Source organism: Leptothrix cholodnii SP-6, from assembly GCF_000019785.1.
GTDB classification, from domain to species: Bacteria; Pseudomonadota; Gammaproteobacteria; order Burkholderiales; family Burkholderiaceae_C; genus Sphaerotilus; species Sphaerotilus cholodnii.
This window is the reverse complement of sequence record NC_010524.1, coordinates 4,211,801-4,227,462: the sequence shown is the minus strand read 5'-3', so window position 1 is coordinate 4,227,462 and position 15,662 is coordinate 4,211,801. Positions and strand designations below refer to the sequence as shown.

The window sequence follows — 15,662 nt, the reverse complement described above, 5'->3', positions numbered from 1 at the left end:
GACGCCGGCCTGGCGGCCGACGTCTCCCCCTTGACTTCACTCCGTCGGCCACCCGACACCCTTGTCCTGCCACCAGGTATTGACTGCCACGGCACGAACACCCCGTGGTTGATCGGGACGGTGGGGTGCTCTGCGTAGCGAAGTCAAGGAGGAGCCGGCAGCCGCAGGCTGACGGCGGGGGACATGAGCGAAGTAGAGCGCCCCGGCGGCCCGATCTCGCGCCCAACCCGGCATGCCTCCAAGCGATCCCGCGTCATCGTCAAGAAGAACCGGAGCACCCCGAAATGACCGCAACATTGAACGATTGGCGCGTCACCACCCGCCCCTACTACGCGCCACAAGCCGACGAAATCACTCTCTTCGAAGCGGCCTACGCAGCCCGGCTGCCGGTGATGCTCAAGGGCCCCACCGGCTGCGGCAAGAGTCGTTTCGTGGAGTACATGGCCTACAAGCTGGACCGGCCGCTCGTCACCGTGGCTTGCAATGAGGACATGACCGCCGCCGATCTGGTCGGCCGCTTCCTGCTCGAACCCGGCGGCACGCGCTGGCAGGACGGGCCGCTCACGCTGGCCGCGCGGCACGGTGCGATCTGCTACCTCGACGAGGTGGTCGAGGCACGCCAGGACACCACTGTCGTCATGCACCCGCTGACCGACCACCGCCGCACGCTGCCGCTCGACAAGAAGGGCGAGCTGCTGCGCGCGCACCCCGACTTCCAGCTCGTGATCTCCTACAACCCGGGCTATCAGAGCCTGATGAAGGACCTCAAGACCTCGACCCGCCAGCGCTTTGCCGCGCTCGATTTCGACTACCCGGTGGCCGAGCTGGAGGCCGACATCGTGGCCCGCGAAACCGGCATCGCCACCGCCCTGGCCGCCGGTCTGGTGCAGGTGGCCGCGGCTGCGCGCCGCCTCAAGGGCCACGGCCTGGACGAAGGTATCTCGACGCGGCTGCTGGTCTACGCCGGCCAGCTGATCCGCCAGGGCGTGAGCGTGCGCCACGCCTGTCGCATGGCGATGGTGCGGCCGATCACCGACGACGCCGACATCCGCGAGACGCTCGAACACGCCATCGACGCCGTGCTGGCCTGAGCGGAGAGATGGCGTGAATCGGTCCGCCTTGCGCGAACGCCTCGACTGCCGCTTCGCTGCGGTCGACGACGTCTTTGACGATTGCATCGACGAAGCGCTGCGTGTGCTCACGCCGCCCGGCTTCGACGCCTACCTCGAACAGGCCCGCCGGCTCGGCAAGCTCGGCCGCGGTGCCGAGCCGCTGCTGGTGTTTCTGGAGGCCTGGCCGGCGGTCGCCAGCGTGGCTGGCGAGGCCACGCTCGAAGCCCTGGCGCGTGCTGTCGACGCCTTCCAGAAATCGCCCAACGGCCCGGCCATCGCCGCGCTGCTGCAGAGCCTGCCTGCCGTCGCGCGCCGGCTGCGTTCGCCCGCGCTGATGGCGCAGTACCTGGCGCTGGCGGTCGAGCTGATGCAGCGCACCAGCGTGTCGATCCACGGCCGTCACGCCACCGAACCGAGCCCGAGCCTGCCGACGTTTCTGGCGCGTGCGCCGATGCTGGTCGGCCAGGTGCCGCTCGACGGCCTGCGGCGCTGGGTGCACGAGGGCATCCGCCTGCACGGCGCGCATCCGCAGCGCCAGATCGACCACTTCGCGCTCGCCACGCCCGACAGCCGCGCGCTGCTGCAACGCGAGCGCCACGGCACGCTGCTGGTCGACGTCGAGCGGCGCTTGGCGCTGACGCTGCGCGGGCTGTGGGCGGCGCCGATGGCGCTGGTGCCCTATCCGGTCGAGACGGGGTTCGAGCCCGGCACGCATGCAGTGACGCAACCCTACGCGCAGCCCGACGGCCTGCGCCTGCCCGAGGTGCTCGATGACCGCGCCGGCGTGCCGGCAATCGACCGCTACCGCGCCATGCTCGCGCACCTGGTCGGCCATCAGCGCTGGAGCCAGCCGCAGGTGGCCGACAACCTGAGCCCGCTGCAGCGCCTGGCGGTCGAGTGTTTCGAGGATGCGCGCATCGACCACCTGGTGCTGCGCCGTTATCCCGGCCTGCGGCGCACGCTGCTGGCGTTGCACCCGCAGCCGGTCGAAGGGGCGTGTGAACCGGCGCACGAGTCGTCTCTGCGCCACCGGCTGGCCTGTTTGTCGCGCGCCTTGCTCGATGCCGATCACGGCTACCGCGAGCCGGCCTTGCGCGACTTCCACGCGCGTTTTCACGCGGCCTTGCACGAGCGCGAATCCTCGACCGCCGAGATGGCCATGCTGGCGCTCGAATGGGCCGCGGCCACGCGCCGCCAGAGCGACCAGCTCGCCCGCGTCAACTTCACCGACACCCAGGTCGATTGGCGCGACGACAACCGCGGGCTGTGGCGCTACATCGAAGCCGGCGACGAAGAAGAGTCGTTCGATCAAACCCGCCGCAAGCCCGCGCCGCCGGCGGATGCGGCGCTGCCGCCGCATCACTATCCCGAGTGGGACGAGGCGATCCGCAGCCATCGGCCCGACTGGACGAGCGTCTACGACACGCTGCAACCCGCCGGCGATCCGGCCGACATCGACGCGCTGCTCGCCCGCCACGCCCCGGTCGCGCGTCACCTCCAGCGCCTGCTCGACCTGCTCAAGCCGCAGGACCGCACCCGGCTGCGCCATCAGGAGGAGGGCAGCGAACTCGACCTCGACGCCGCCCTGCGCGCGCTGACCGACTGGCGCGCCGGTGCCGAGCCCGACTCGCGGTTCCAGATGAGCACCCGCACCGACGGGCGCGACATCGCGGTGCTGTTGCTGATCGACCTGTCGGCGTCGGTCAACGATGCGGTGCCGGGCAGCGACGAAACGGTGCTGTCGCTCAGCCGCGCCGCGGTGGCGCTGCTGGCCGGCGCGATCGCAGCGCTGGGCGATCAGCTCGCGATCGCGGGTTTCCACTCCAACACCCGCCACGAAGTGCGTTACCTGCACATCAAGGGTTTTGCCGAGCCGTGGTCGGATGCACCCAAGGCCCGCCTCGCCGGTGCCGAGGGCGCCTATTCCACCCGCATGGGCGCGGCGCTGCGCCACGCCGGCCACCTGCTGTCGGGCCGTCAGGCACACAAGCGCCTGCTGCTGGTGCTGACCGACGGCCAGCCCGCCGACATCGATGTCAACGACCCGCAGCACCTGATCGCCGACGCCGCCCAGGCGGTGCGCGAGCTCGATCGCGACGGCGTCTACGCCCACTGCATCAGCCTCGACCCGAAGGCCGACACCTACGTCGGGCGCATCTTCGGCCGCCGCTTCACGGTGATCGACCGGGTCGAACAACTGCCGCGGCGCTTGCCGGAGGTGTTTCTGGGGCTCACCCGTTGATCGACTGAAGGTGCGCTGAGGCTGCGCCCGCCGGCGATCCTGATGACTTGCTGATGCCCGCGCTGCTAAGGTCTGGCGTCATGAAGCAGACCTTGTCGATCGATGGCAGTGCCGCACGGCTCGACCGGGTCGGATCACCGTGGCTGGCTGCGGGTGTCTGGGCGTCCGGCTGGGTGGCCATGCTGGCGCTGGACGGCCACGTCGACCTCGCCAACCTCGCGATGGTGCTGGTGCTGGCCTCGGCGCTGGCCTCGTTGTGGCTGCGAGCGTCGGTGGCGGTGCTGGCCGGCGCGGCGGCGGTGCTGGCCTTCAACTTCGCCTTCGTGCCCCCGCGTGGCCAGTTCACGGTCGACCTGCATCAGCACGCCTTGCTGCTGCTGGCGATGCTGCTGGTCAACTGGATCGTCGCGGCGCTGATGGTGGCGCTGCGCCAGCAGGCCCGCCACGCGGGCGAACAGGCCGCGCGCGCCGAACAGCTGCGCCGCCTGGGCGAAACCTTGCGCGACGCGGTCGATCCGCTGGCCCACGTCAGCGCGTTGGGCGAGGCGATCCAGGCCACCGCCCACCGACCGGCCGCGCTGATGGTGCTGAAGGCGCGCGGCACTGCCAACGCCGGCCTAAGCCCGGTCGATCCGAGCCAGCCGCAGCCGGACGTGCTGCGCTACGGCCGCGTCGACGCCGATCAGCAGGCCGGCCTCTGGCACTGCCAGCGCCAGGGCCGGGCGATGGGGCCGGGCACCGGGCTTTTCGAGGATCAGCCCGACTGGTACCTGCCGCTGCGCGGGCGCGGCATCACGCTGGGCGCGGCGGTGCTGCGCGGCGATGACGTCGACGCGCCCGTCGACGCCGACCTGCACGCCCACCTCCAGGCCCTGTGCGACCAGATGGGCCTGGCGCTGCAGCGTGCGCTGGCCGAGCGCGAGGAGCGCGACGCGCTGGCGCAGGCGCAGACCCAGGCGGTGCGCAACGCGCTGCTGGCGGCGATCTCGCACGACTACCGCACGCCGCTGGCCACCATCATGAGCGCCGCCTCGTCGCTCGACGAGCAGGCCGACCGGCTCGCGCCCGCGCAGCGCCAGCGGCTGGCGCACAGCATCGTCGACGAGGTGACGCGCCTGAGCCGCCTGACCGACAACACGCTGCAGCTCGCGCGGCTCGACGCGCCGGGCGTGACCCTGCGCTGCGACTGGGAGTCGGCCGAGGAGATCGTCGGCGCCGTGCTGCGCCACGCCCGCCAGCGCGACCCCGCCCGGCGCGTGCGCGCCCGGCTCGAACCCGGCCTGCCGCTGCTGTGGTGCGACGCCATCCTGATCGCGCAGATGCTCGACAACCTGATCGACAACGCCCTCAAGTACAGCCCGGCCGAGGCGCCGGTGGAGCTGCTGGTGCAGCGCCGGGTCGAACACGTGGTGCTGGCGGTGCGCGACCGCGGGCCCGGCATCGCGCCGGCCTGGCGCAGCCGGGTGTTCGACGTCTTTCACCGTGGCGCCGAGCCGATGGATGGCGCCGCCTCGCGCAGCCCGGACATGGCCGCCACCGATTCGAATCCGGCCCGCGCCCGGCCCGGCGCCGGCGTCGGCCTGGCGGTCTGCCGCGCGATCGCCCGCGCCCACGGCGGCGAGCTGCGCCTGCGCGCGCGCGGCCACGGCGGCTGCAGCTTCGAGTGCGAGCTGCCGCTGCGCACCCCGCCGCCGCCCGCCGAGGAGCCGTCGTCGTGACGCTGCGCGTGCTGCTGGTCGAGGACGACCGCGAGCTGCGCACCACGCTGCGCGACGCGCTCACGGTCGAGGGTTACCAGGTGCTGACCGCCGCCAGCCTGTCCGAGGGGCTGGCGCTGGTCGGCCACGCCGGCAGGCCGGGGCGGCTGGCCGACGAGCCGGGCATCGACCTGATCGTGCTCGACCTCGGCCTGCCCGACGGCGACGGCGAGACCCTGCTCGTCAACCTGCGACGCCGCCAGGCGCTGCCGGTGCTGGTGATCTCGGCGCGCCAGGCCGAGGGCCAGAAGATCCGCCTGCTCGACGCCGGCGCCGACGACTACCTCGTCAAGCCCTTCAGCGTCGGCGAGCTGCTGGCGCGGCTGCGGGTGGCGCTGCGCCACCGCGGCACCACGGTGCGGGCGGCGCTCACGCACTACCGGGGCGAGGGCGTGGAGATCGATCTGGTCCGGCAGACGGTGCAGCGCGACGGCCAGCCGGTGCACCTGACGCCCACCGAGTTCAAGCTGCTCGCCCGGCTGGTGCGCAGCGCCGGCCAGGTGGTGACGCACCGCCAGCTGCTGGCCGACGTGTGGGGGGCCGAGTACGTGTCCCACACGCATTACCTGCGGCTCTACATGGCGCAGCTGCGCGCCAAGCTGGAGCCCGAACCGGCCGAGCCGCGCCTGATGCTGACAGAACCGGGCGTGGGTTACCGGCTGGTCGAGCCGGCGCAGGAATCGCAGTAGCCGCGCCGTCGGCTGGCGCGTCCTTATGCGTTCCTGATGGGCTGGCGGGCAGTCTGGCGGCCAGATCCACTGCCGCAAGCCGTCCGCATGAACGCCCCCACCAACGCCCACGCAACGGCCATCGAGCCGTCCGCCGACCCCGCCGAGCCGGCCGAGCCTTCGCCGGAGCACGCGCACCGCCGCCAGGGCTGGGCGGCGCTGACGCTGGCGGCGCTGGGTGTCGTCTACGGCGACATCGGCACCAGCCCGCTCTACACCGTCAAGGAGATCTTCTCGCCCCACAACGGCGTGGCGCTGACCCACGCCAACCTGATCGGTGCGGTGTCGTGCATCTTCTGGGCCCTGATGCTGGTGGTCACGTTCAAGTACGTGCTGCTGGTGCTGCGCGCCGACAACCGAGGCGAAGGTGGCGTGCTGGCGCTCACCGCGCTGGCGGCGCACGCGGTGGCGTCGCGGCCGCGGCTGCGCCATGCGCTGCTGCTGCTGGGCGTGTTCGGCGCCACGCTGTTCTACGGCGACAGCGTCATCACGCCGGCGATCTCGGTGCTCGGCGCGATGGAGGGGCTGGAGATCGCCACCCCCGCGCTGAAACCCTACGTGGTGCCGGCGACGATGGCGATCCTGCTCGGCCTGTTCCTCGTGCAGCGCCACGGCACGGCCGCGGTCGGGCGCGCCTTCGGGCCGATCATCGTGCTGTGGTTCGGCACGCTCGCCGTCACCGGCGTGGTGCACATCGCCGCGCAGCCGGCCATCCTGGCCGCGCTCAACCCGCTGCACGGCCTGCAGTTCCTGTGGGAGCGCGGGCCGCTGGTGCTGTTCGTGGTGGGTGCGATCGTGCTGGCGGTCACGGGCACCGAGGCGCTGTATGCCGACATGGGCCACTTCGGCCGCTTTCCGGTGCAGCTGGCCTGGAACGCGCTGGTGCTGCCGTCGCTCGCACTCAACTACATGGGCCAGGGCGCGCTGCTGATGGCCGACCCGTCGGCGATCGAGAACCCGTTCTACCGCCTGTTTCCGCCGGCGCTGATCTGGCCGGCGCTCGGCCTGGCGACGCTGGCGGCCATCATCGCCTCGCAGGCGGTGATCTCGGGCGCCTATTCGATGACGCGCCAGGCCATCCAGCTCGGTTTTTTGCCGCGCATGGCGGTGCGCCACACCTCCGCGCGCGAGCAGGGCCAGATCTACCTGCCGGCGGTCAACTGGGTGCTGCTGGCCGGCGTGATGGCGGTGGTGCTGCTGTTCCGCAGTTCGTCGGCGGTGGCCGGCGCCTACGGCATTGCGGTGACGCTGACGATGTTCATCACCACCGTGCTGACCTGGTTCGTGGTGCGCGAGGGCTGGAAGCTGCCGCTCGCGGTGGCGGCCGGCGCCACGGCGTTCTTCCTGGCGATCGATGCGCTGATGGTGGCGGGCTGCGCGGTCAAGATCGTCGACGGCGGCTGGTTCCCGCTCGGACTGGGTGCGGCGCTGTTCGCGCTGATGAGCACCTGGCAGCGCGGCCGCGCGCTGACGCTGGAGGCGATCCGCAGCGACGGCCTCGAACTGCAGCCGTTTGTCGACCAGCTCGAGCCGGGCGCGATGTCGCGCGCCGCGCGGGTGGCGGTCTATGCCGTGGCCGATCCGACCACCGTGCCGCAGGCGCTGCTGCACAACCTCAAGCACAACCAGGTGCTGCACAGCTGCAACGTGATCCTGACCGTGTGCTTCAAGGACACGCCGTGGGTCGGCATGGAAGAGCGCACCCGGGTCGAGCCGCTGGGGCACGGCTTCTGGCGCGTGACGCTGAACTTCGGTTTCATGAACACGCCCGACGTGCCCAAGGCGCTCAAGCTGTGCGAGTCGCAGGGCCTGCCGATCCCGCCGTTCGAGACCAGCTATTTCCTCAGCCGCGAAACCATCGTGCCGACCCGCGGCAGCGGCATGGCGCACTGGCGTGAGCGCCTCTATGCCGCGATGACGCGCAACGCCGGCAGCGCGGTCGCCTTCTTCCGGCTGCCCGACAACAGCGTGGTCGAGCTCGGAACGAGGGTGCAGATCTGAGTGTGCGGCGGCATGATCGGTGCCTCACCGCTCGCGCCGCCCCATGCCATGAATCACGACCGCCCCCCCGCCGTCCACGCCGACGACCTGCTGCCCTTCAGCCCCGCCGCCGAGCGCAACCAGGGCCCCATCCTCGAGGTGCTGACGCACCTGCTGCCGGCCCGTGCCGCGGTGCTCGAGATCGCCAGCGGCACCGGCCAGCACGCTGCGCACTTTGCCGCCGCGCGACCGCACTGGCATTGGCAGCCCACCGACGCCGATGCGCAAAGCCTGCCGGCGATCGAGGCCCGCTGCGCTGCGCTGCACAACGTGCGCAGTCCGCTGCAGCTCGACGTGCTGGCCGCGGTCTGGCCGCAGGGGCCGGGCACCTTCGACGCCTTCAAGTTCGACGCGCTGTTCTGCGCCAACATGCTGCACATCTCGCCGTGGGCGACCTGCGCGGCGCTGATGTGCGGCGCCGCGCGGCACCTGCGCCCGGGTGGCGTGCTGGTGCTCTACGGGCCGTTCGTGGTCGACGGCGTCAGCACCGCACCGGGCAATCGGGCCTTCGATGCCGATCTGCGCGCACGCGATCCGCAATGGGGCCTGCGCCGGCTGGCCGACGTGATGGGCGAGGCGCAGGCCTGCGGCCTGCACTTCGAGCAGCGCTTCGAGATGCCGGCCAACAACCTGATGGTGGCGCTGCGGCTTCAGGGCGTGGCGGGCTGAGTGTCGACGTCAAGGATCCCATGAACGAACGAATCACCCAGCTCCTGGCGCAGATGGCCGCGCTCGAAGACGAACTGCGCAGCGCCGTGCACGATCAGGAAAGCCGCATGTTCTTCCGCATCGACGGCAAGCGGGTCGAGTTCGAGCGCTCGGTGAGAGAGGCCCATCTCAAGCTCAAGAAGAACGTCTTTCGCTGGCTGGTGACGAACCGGCCGCAGAACCTGATCACCGGCCCGGTCATCTACGGCATGGCGGTGCCGCTGATGCTGGTCGATCTGTGCGTGACCCTCTACCAGTGGCTCTGCTTCCCGATCTACGGCATCGGCCGGGTCAAGCGCGGCGACTACATGGTCTACGACCGCCAGCACCTCGGCTATCTCAATGCCTTCGAGCGTTTCCACTGCACCTATTGCGAATACGCCAACGGCCTGATGGCCTACATGACCGAGATCGTGGCACGCACCGAGCAGTACTTCTGCCCGATCAAGCATGCCCGCAAGATCCTCGGCACGCACGCGCGCTACAACCGCTTTCTGGACTACGGCGACGCGGCCGACTACGAGGCCCGGCTCGAGGCGTTCCGGGTCGCGCTGGGCAAGGACAGGTAGTCCCTTCCAGGCCGGCGGATCAAGGGCCCTGCAGCAGGGTGACGCCGAAGTGCAGGGCCAGCCCGACCAGCCCGCCCACCAGCGTGCCGTTGATGCGGATGAACTGCAGGTCGCGCCCGACCGCCAGTTCCATCCGCTGCGTCATCTCCTCTTTCGACCAGGCATCGATCTGCGCCTGGATGAAGGCGGCCACCTTGCCGCGGTTGTCGGCCACGAGCGGGATCACCGCCGCCACCAGCGCGTCGTTGATGCGGGCGCGACGGTCGCTGTCGCCGGCCAGGCTCTCGCCCCATTCGCGCGCCACGCGTGATGCCTGCCGGCCGATGGCCGGGTTCTGATGCGAGAGGTCGGCGTCGAGCCCGTTCCTGAGTTCGTCCCACAAGCCGTCGAAGGCCGATTGCAGGCGCGGGCTGTCGAGCGTGGCGGATTGGAAGTCCTTCAGGCGCCGGCTCACCTCGGGATCGTTGCCGAGCCGGGTCAGCCATTCGGCGACGAAGGCGTCGTAGCGCAGGCGCAGCGGGTGCTGCGGATCGTTCGCGGCGGCTTCGGCCAGGTTCTTGAGCCCGCTGCGGATGCGGCTGGCGGCGCTGCCCTTGAACAGCGCGAGAAAGCGGTTGTCGAGCACCGAATCGAGCGCGACACCGAGCGTGGCCTCGGCGCCTTCGCTGTCGAGCCAGTCCTGCGTGCTGCGCAGGGCCCAGTCGAACAGCTCGTGGTGGCGCTTCTCGGCCACCAGCTCGCCGCCGAAGCGGGCCACCGGTGCGGCCAGGTCGCAGGCGGCCAGGCGCTCGGTCAGGCTGCGGCGCAGCAGGGCGCGGATGGGCCGGTCGTCCACCGAGGCCAGGATCTGCCGCGCCGCGGTGCTCAGCCAGCGGCCGATCCGCTCGGCGTTGGGCGGCTGTGCCAGCCAGCGCGCCAGCCAGGCCGCCGGATCGTGGCTGCGGATGCGGGCCACGATGGCATCGACCGTCACGAAATGCGATTCGACGAACTCGCCCAGCGTGCGCGCGATCTCGTCCTTGCGGGTCGGGATGATGGCGGTGTGCCAGACCGGGATGCCCAGCGGATGGCGGAACAGCGCCACCACCGCGAACCAGTCGGCCACGGCGCCGATCATCGCGGCCTCGGCAAACGCGGCCAGGTAACCCCAGGCGGGATGTTCGCCCGCATGGGCCCGGGCCAGCACGAACACCCCGACCATCAGCACGAGCAGGCCGGTGGCGACCCGGCGCATGGCCTGCAATCGCGCGCGCTGTCGGTCTTCTCGGTCTTCTCGGTTCATCCGCCTCCTCCTGGCAGGGCGGCCCTCAGCGGCCGTTCAGGTGCCCAGTGTGACCCGCGCCGGCCGTGCAACTTCAGGCGCCGGCCTTCCTCTCACCGCAGCGGACGACGCCTGAACCCGGGTCGCGGCCACACGGGGGGCAGGGTGTTGAGTCGGGTTGCCGGAACTGAAGCGCGGTTTCAGGCTCAAATCGGCGTCGTTCAACAGGCTTTTGCCTTGATTTATCCATAAAACCGATTCATAAACGATTCAACCGAACTTGATTCGATGTCGATGCCCGATCCAACCTCCGCCGACGAAACCCGGCCGTGTTACCGCAGCGGCGCGGTGGCCCGCATGATCCGCATGCCGGTGGCGACGCTGCGCATCTGGGAGCGCCGCTACCAGGTGGCCGCGCCGGCCACCAGCCCGACCGGCCACCGCCTGTATTCGGCCGCCGACGTGCAGCGGCTGGCGCTGGTCAAGCAGCTGACCGAGCTGGGCCATTCGATCGGCTCGATCGCCGGGCTCGATGCCGAGGGCCTGCGGCAGGTGGCCGCGACCCACGCCACCACGCTTGCCGGCGCGCGCACGCTGCCGGCGGCCGCCCCGGTGCTGCCGTGGCGGGTGGTGGTGGCGGGGGGCGCGCTGCTGCGCCGGCTGCAGCGGCCCACGCTGCAGCGCCGGCTCGGCCGCCCGCTCGACATCGTCGCCGGCGTCGCTCACCTCGATGACCTGGCCGAGCTGGATCTGCCGCCGGCCGGCCCGCGTGTCGATGTCCTGCTGGTGCACGCCAGCGGCCTGCACGAAGGCGACCTGGCCGACCTGCAGGCGGCGGCTCGGGCGATCGGCGCCGCGCGCCTGGCGGTGTTCTACGGCTTCGCGTCCGCGGCCATCGGCGATGCGTTTGCCGCCGCCGGCGTGGCGCTGCTGCGCGAGCCGCGTGACGATGCCGCGCTCGGCGCCTGGCTGGGCGGCCTGTGCGGCGAGGCGGCCCAGACGCCGGCCGCGCCCGCCGAGCCGATCGACTGCGCCGCGCCGGTCACCGACCCCCGGCTGGTGGCGCTCGGCCCGGTGCCCGAGCGCCGCTACAGCGACGCCGAACTGGCCGACTTTGCCGGCCTGTCGTCGACCATCGCCTGCGAATGCCCGCGCCACCTGGCCGAGCTGCTGATGCAGCTGTCGCACTTCGAGGCCTACAGCGCGCAGTGCCGCGACCGCAGCCCGGCCGACGCCGTGCTGCACGCCTATCTGGGCCAGGTGGCGGGGGCTGCACGCTCGCTGTTCGAGTCAGCGCTGGAGCGGGTGGCGGTGATCGAGGGGCTGGTGCCGCCGTCGGCCTGATCAGCGGTTCAGGTCGATGCGCCCGCCCAGCCACGGGCGGTCGTGTTCGGCGAGGTGTGCCTCGCCGTGTTCGAGCATGAAATAGCGCAGCGCCTCGGCGGCCGGCGACAGCAGCCGGGACTGCATGTGCACGATGTTCCAGGTGCGCACGATCGGCGCGTTCTCGACGTGCACCAGCTCGAGCAGGCCGCAGCGCAGCTCCAGCCCGATGGTGTGCAGCGACAGGAAGCTCAAGCCCATGCCGGCCATCACGGCCTGCTTGATGGTCTCGTTGCTGGGCATCTCCATCGCGATGCGCAGCTCGACGCGGTGCTCCTGGAAGAAGCGGTCCATCAGCGCGCGGGTGCCCGAGGCCGGCTCGCGCGCGATCAGCGGATAGCTCGCCAGCTCCGACAGCGTGGTGCGGCCCTGGGCCAGCACCGGGTGGCCGGGCGGCGCGATGAACACGTGCGGGTGCGCCGCGAACGGCTCGGCGCGGGTGGCCATCTCGCGCGGTGGGCGGCCCATGATCGCCAGGTCCACCTCGCCCTGCTGCAGCAGCGCCACCAGCTGCTCGCGGTTGGCGCCGACCTGCAGCTTGAGCTCGATGCCCGGATGCTCGATGCGGAATCGCGCCAGCAACTGCGGCACGAAGTACTTGGCCGTGCCCACCATGCCCACGCTCAGCACGCCCGACTCGACCTTGCGAAAGCGCGCCATCGCGTCGTCGGCCTCCTTGAGCGTCGACAACAGCCGCTTGGCATAGACCAGGAAATATTCGCCCGCGGTGGTGAGCGACACCTTGCGGCCCTCGCGGTCGAACAGCGGCAGCTCGATGGCCGATTCGAGCTCCTTGACCTGCATCGTCACGGCCGGCGGCGTGAGGTGCAGCGCCTCGGCGGCACGCACGAAGCTGAGGTGGCGAGCCACCTCGGTGAAAACCCGCAGCTGACGGAAGGTGACGGTTTTCATTCAGCGTTCCTGAATCACAACCCAAAGATTGGTGAATTTACCTTAGTGAACGCCGCGCCTAAATTGAGGTCAAGGCGGCCCGTCGGCCGCTTGCGCACCCCCTGAAAAACGAGGCAGACCGTCATGCAGCACCGCATCGCCCCCAGCATTCTTTCGGCCGACTTTGCCCGCCTGGGCGAGGAAGTTCGCAACGTGCTGGCCGCGGGTGCCGACTGGATCCATTTCGACGTGATGGACAACCATTACGTGCCCAACCTGACCTTCGGGCCGATGGTCTGCCAGGCGCTCAAGAAACACAGCGTCAAGCCCGACGGCCGGGCCTGCCCGATCGACGTGCACCTGATGGTGCAGCCGGTCGACGAGCTGGCACTGGCGTTCGCCAAGGCCGGTGCCGACCTCATCAGCTTCCACCCCGAAGCCAGCGCGCACGTCGACCGCACGCTGCAGCTGATCAAGGGCGCCGGCTGCCAGGCCGGCCTGGCCTTCAACCCGGCCAGCAGCCTCGACGTGCTCGAGTACGTGATCGACCGCGTCGACCTGATCCTGATCATGAGCGTCAACCCCGGCTTCGGCGGCCAGAGCTTCATCGACAGCGCGCTGCGCAAGATCGAACGCGCCCGCCGGCTGATCGAGGCCACCGGCCGCGACATTCGCCTGGAGGTCGACGGCGGCGTCAAGGTCGACAACATCCGCCGCATCGCCGACGCCGGCGCCGACACCTTCGTGGCCGGCAGCGCGATCTTCAGCCAGGCCGAATACCGCGGCGTGATCGACGCGATGCGCACCGAGCTGGGCCGCTGAGCCGCATTCACCGATTCACCGAATCCGACAACTCCAGAGAGACCCACCATGCCCTTGTCCAACCGGTCCACGCTGACCCAGTACCTGATCGAAGAACGGCGCCGTTTCCCCGGCGCCAGCGGCGAACTCAATGCGCTGATCCTCGACGTCTCGCTCGCCTGCAAGGCGATCGCCCGCGCGGTGGCGTTCGGCGAACTCGGCGATGCCCTCGGGGACGCGGCGGCGATGCCCACCGGCGGCGCCGTCAACGTGCAGGGCGAGGTGCAGAAGAAGCTCGACGTGCTGAGCAACGAGGTCTTCATCCGTCGCAATGAATGGTCGGGCTCATTGGCTGGCATGGCGTCCGAAGAGATGGAGACGCCGTACCAGATCCCCGGCCAGTACCCGCGTGGCAAGTACCTGCTGGTGTTCGACCCGCTCGACGGCTCGTCGAACATCGACGTCAACGTGTCGGTGGGCAGCATCTTCTCGATCCTGCGTGCACCGCAGGACGTGATCGACAGCGGCCGCGATGTCACCGAGGCCGATTTCCTGCAGCCCGGCGCGGCCCAGGTGGCGGCCGGTTATGCGCTCTACGGTCCGACCACGATGCTGATGCTGACGGTGGGCAACGGCGTGGCCGGCTTCACGCTGAACCCGACGCTGGGCGAGTTCATGCTCACGCATGCGAACGTGACGGTGCCGGCCGACACGCGGGAGTTCGCGATCAACGCCTCCAACGCGCGCTTCTGGGAGCCGCCGGTGAAACGTTATGTCGACGAGTGCCTGGCCGGCGCGACGGGCCCGCGTGGCAAGGACTTCAACATGCGCTGGATCGCCAGCATGGTGGCCGAGGCGCACCGCATCCTTATGCGCGGCGGCGTGTTCATGTACCCGCGCGACACCAAGGACGCCAGCAAGCCCGGGCGCCTGCGCCTGCTCTACGAGGCGAACCCGATCGGCATGCTGATGGAGCAGGCCGGCGGACGTGCCAGCACCGGGCGCCAGCCGATGCTGGGCGTCAAGCCGACGTCGCTGCATCAGCGCATCGGCCTGGTGTTCGGCTCGAAGAACGAGGTCGAGCGCATCGAGCGTTACCACCACGAGCCCGTGACGCGCGAATTCGCGACGCCGCTGTTTGCCGAGCGCAGCCTGTTCAGGGACTGACGCCCCTCGTCCGACGCATACGTCGGCCGATCCCCCGAGGGGATGCCGGCCGGCTTGGGGCGGCCCGGCGCTCGGCCTGCCGCGCTGACCCGACATCAAGACAAGACGGAGATTCAAATGTCAGAACGCCATCCCATCATCGCGATCACCGGCTCATCGGGCGCGGGCACCACCTCGGTGACCCGCACCTTCGACAACATCTTCCGGCGCGAGAAGATCACCGCCGCGGTCATCGAGGGCGACAGCTTTCATCGCTACGACCGCAAGGAGATGAAGGTCCGCCAGGCCGACGCCGAGAAGAACGGCAATCGCAACTTCAGCCATTTCGGCCCCGAGAACAACCTCTTTGCCGAACTCGAGGACCTGTTTCGCAGCTACGGCGAATGCGGCAGCGGCAAGCGCCGCAAGTACCTGCACGACCCGGAAGAAGCCGCGCCCTACAAGCAGGATCCCGGCACCTTCACGCCGTGGGAAGACGTGCCGCAGGGCACCGACCTGCTGTTCTACGAAGGCCTGCACGGCGCGGTGGTCACGCCCGAGGTCGACATCGCCCGCCACCCGGACCTGCTGATTGGCGTGGTGCCGGTGATCAACCTCGAGTGGATCCAGAAGCTCTACCGCGACAAGAAGATGCGCGGCTACAGCACCGAGGCGGTGACCGACACCATCCTGCGCCGCATGCCCGATTACGTGAACTACATCTGCCCGCAGTTCGCGCACACGCATGTCAATTTCCAGCGCGTGCCGATGGTCGATACCAGCAACCCGTTCATTGCGCGCGACATCCCGTCGCCAGACGAAAGCATGGTGGTGATCCGCTTCGCGAACCCGAAGGGCATCGACTTCCAGTACCTGCTCAACATGATCAACGGCAGCTTCATGTCGCGCGCCAACACGGTGGTGGTGCCGGGCGGAAAGATGGAGCTGGCGATGCAGTTGATCTTCACGCCGTTCATCTGGCGAATGATGGAGAGGCGCAAGCGTTCTCTCGGCGCGCTTTGAA

General features: G+C 70.1%; 13 protein-coding genes. 11 read left to right on the top strand and 2 right to left on the bottom strand.

Translation table 11 applies throughout. The features are described from left to right. Nucleotides 1–284: 284 nt before the first annotated feature. The 7 genes from LCHO_RS18745 to LCHO_RS18715 all read left to right on the top strand — a co-directional run bounded on the left by LCHO_RS18745 (nucleotide 285) and on the right by LCHO_RS18715 (nucleotide 9,156). On the top strand, nucleotides 285–1,091 hold the full coding sequence (locus tag LCHO_RS18745) for a CbbQ/NirQ/NorQ/GpvN family protein (RefSeq protein WP_012348767.1): 807 nt from the start codon (nucleotides 285–287) through the stop codon (nucleotides 1,089–1,091). 13 nt (nucleotides 1,092–1,104) lie between these two features. After that, a complete protein-coding gene (locus LCHO_RS18740) occupies nucleotides 1,105–3,354 on the top strand; it encodes a nitric oxide reductase activation protein NorD (RefSeq protein ID WP_012348766.1) in 2,250 nt (749 codons plus the stop codon). Nucleotides 3,355–3,434: 80 nt separating this feature from the next. Then, nucleotides 3,435–5,072, top strand: coding sequence for a sensor histidine kinase (locus tag LCHO_RS18735; protein ID WP_012348765.1), 1,638 nt, complete (start codon nucleotides 3,435–3,437; stop codon nucleotides 5,070–5,072). Further along, complete coding sequence (locus LCHO_RS18730) at nucleotides 5,069–5,800, top strand: winged helix-turn-helix domain-containing protein (RefSeq protein ID WP_012348764.1); 732 nt, start codon at nucleotides 5,069–5,071, stop codon at nucleotides 5,798–5,800. Before LCHO_RS18735 ends, LCHO_RS18730 begins: the two co-directional genes overlap by 4 nt. A gap of 87 nt (nucleotides 5,801–5,887) precedes the next feature. Continuing rightward, on the top strand, nucleotides 5,888–7,840 hold the full coding sequence (locus LCHO_RS18725; RefSeq protein WP_012348763.1) for a potassium transporter Kup: 1,953 nt from the start codon (nucleotides 5,888–5,890) through the stop codon (nucleotides 7,838–7,840). A gap of 48 nt (nucleotides 7,841–7,888) precedes the next feature. After that, on the top strand, nucleotides 7,889–8,548 hold the full coding sequence (locus tag LCHO_RS18720; RefSeq protein WP_012348762.1) for a DUF938 domain-containing protein: 660 nt from the start codon (nucleotides 7,889–7,891) through the stop codon (nucleotides 8,546–8,548). A gap of 20 nt (nucleotides 8,549–8,568) precedes the next feature. Next, a complete protein-coding gene (locus LCHO_RS18715; RefSeq protein ID WP_012348761.1) occupies nucleotides 8,569–9,156 on the top strand; it encodes a hypothetical protein in 588 nt (195 codons plus the stop codon). A gap of 19 nt (nucleotides 9,157–9,175) precedes the next feature. On the opposite strand, the gene LCHO_RS18710 is transcribed toward LCHO_RS18715, so the two are convergent. Beyond that, a complete protein-coding gene (locus LCHO_RS18710; protein ID WP_012348760.1) occupies nucleotides 9,176–10,438 on the bottom strand; it encodes a DUF445 domain-containing protein in 1,263 nt (420 codons plus the stop codon). Between the two features lie 273 nt (nucleotides 10,439–10,711). On the opposite strand from LCHO_RS18710, the gene LCHO_RS18705 reads away from it, so the two are divergent. Continuing rightward, nucleotides 10,712–11,761 carry a MerR family transcriptional regulator gene (locus tag LCHO_RS18705; protein WP_012348759.1) on the top strand — a complete coding sequence of 350 codons (1,050 nt, stop codon included), beginning with the start codon at nucleotides 10,712–10,714 and terminating at the stop codon, nucleotides 11,759–11,761. Here the strand turns inward: LCHO_RS18705 and LCHO_RS18700 are convergent, their stop codons facing one another. Continuing rightward, complete coding sequence (locus LCHO_RS18700; RefSeq protein WP_012348758.1) at nucleotides 11,762–12,712, bottom strand: LysR family transcriptional regulator; 951 nt, start codon at nucleotides 12,710–12,712, stop codon at nucleotides 11,762–11,764. It abuts the gene before it with no gap. 123 nt (nucleotides 12,713–12,835) lie between these two features. Between LCHO_RS18700 and rpe the strand changes: the two genes are divergently transcribed. The 3 genes from rpe (at nucleotide 12,836) to LCHO_RS18685 (ending at nucleotide 15,661) form a co-directional block, all read left to right on the top strand. Further along, a complete protein-coding gene (gene rpe / locus LCHO_RS18695; RefSeq protein WP_012348757.1) occupies nucleotides 12,836–13,513 on the top strand; it encodes a ribulose-phosphate 3-epimerase in 678 nt (225 codons plus the stop codon). Between the two features lie 48 nt (nucleotides 13,514–13,561). Then, nucleotides 13,562–14,659, top strand: coding sequence for a class 1 fructose-bisphosphatase (locus LCHO_RS18690; protein ID WP_012348756.1), 1,098 nt, complete (start codon nucleotides 13,562–13,564; stop codon nucleotides 14,657–14,659). Between the two features lie 117 nt (nucleotides 14,660–14,776). Further along, nucleotides 14,777–15,661 (top strand): phosphoribulokinase, encoded by an 885-nt coding sequence (locus LCHO_RS18685; protein WP_012348755.1) that lies wholly within the window; start codon nucleotides 14,777–14,779, stop codon nucleotides 15,659–15,661. Nucleotide 15,662 lies beyond the last annotated feature (1 nt).

Bases quoted from the DNA above. Each gene is read 5' to 3' on its own strand.
- LCHO_RS18745 (WP_012348767.1), top strand. From the start codon at position 285: ATGACCGCAACATTGAACGATTGGCGCGTCACCACCCGCCCCTACTAC.
- LCHO_RS18735 (WP_012348765.1), top strand. From the start codon at position 3,435: ATGAAGCAGACCTTGTCGATCGATGGCAGTGCCGCACGGCTCGACCGG.
- LCHO_RS18725 (WP_012348763.1), top strand. From the start codon at position 5,888: ATGAACGCCCCCACCAACGCCCACGCAACGGCCATCGAGCCGTCCGCC.
- LCHO_RS18720 (WP_012348762.1), top strand. From the start codon at position 7,889: ATGAATCACGACCGCCCCCCCGCCGTCCACGCCGACGACCTGCTGCCC.
- LCHO_RS18715 (WP_012348761.1), top strand. From the start codon at position 8,569: ATGAACGAACGAATCACCCAGCTCCTGGCGCAGATGGCCGCGCTCGAA.
- LCHO_RS18710 (WP_012348760.1), bottom strand. From the start codon at position 10,438: ATGAACCGAGAAGACCGAGAAGACCGACAGCGCGCGCGATTGCAGGCC.
- LCHO_RS18705 (WP_012348759.1), top strand. From the start codon at position 10,712: ATGCCCGATCCAACCTCCGCCGACGAAACCCGGCCGTGTTACCGCAGC.
- LCHO_RS18700 (WP_012348758.1), bottom strand. From the start codon at position 12,712: ATGAAAACCGTCACCTTCCGTCAGCTGCGGGTTTTCACCGAGGTGGCT.
- rpe (WP_012348757.1), top strand. From the start codon at position 12,836: ATGCAGCACCGCATCGCCCCCAGCATTCTTTCGGCCGACTTTGCCCGC.
- LCHO_RS18690 (WP_012348756.1), top strand. From the start codon at position 13,562: ATGCCCTTGTCCAACCGGTCCACGCTGACCCAGTACCTGATCGAAGAA.
- LCHO_RS18685 (WP_012348755.1), top strand. From the start codon at position 14,777: ATGTCAGAACGCCATCCCATCATCGCGATCACCGGCTCATCGGGCGCG.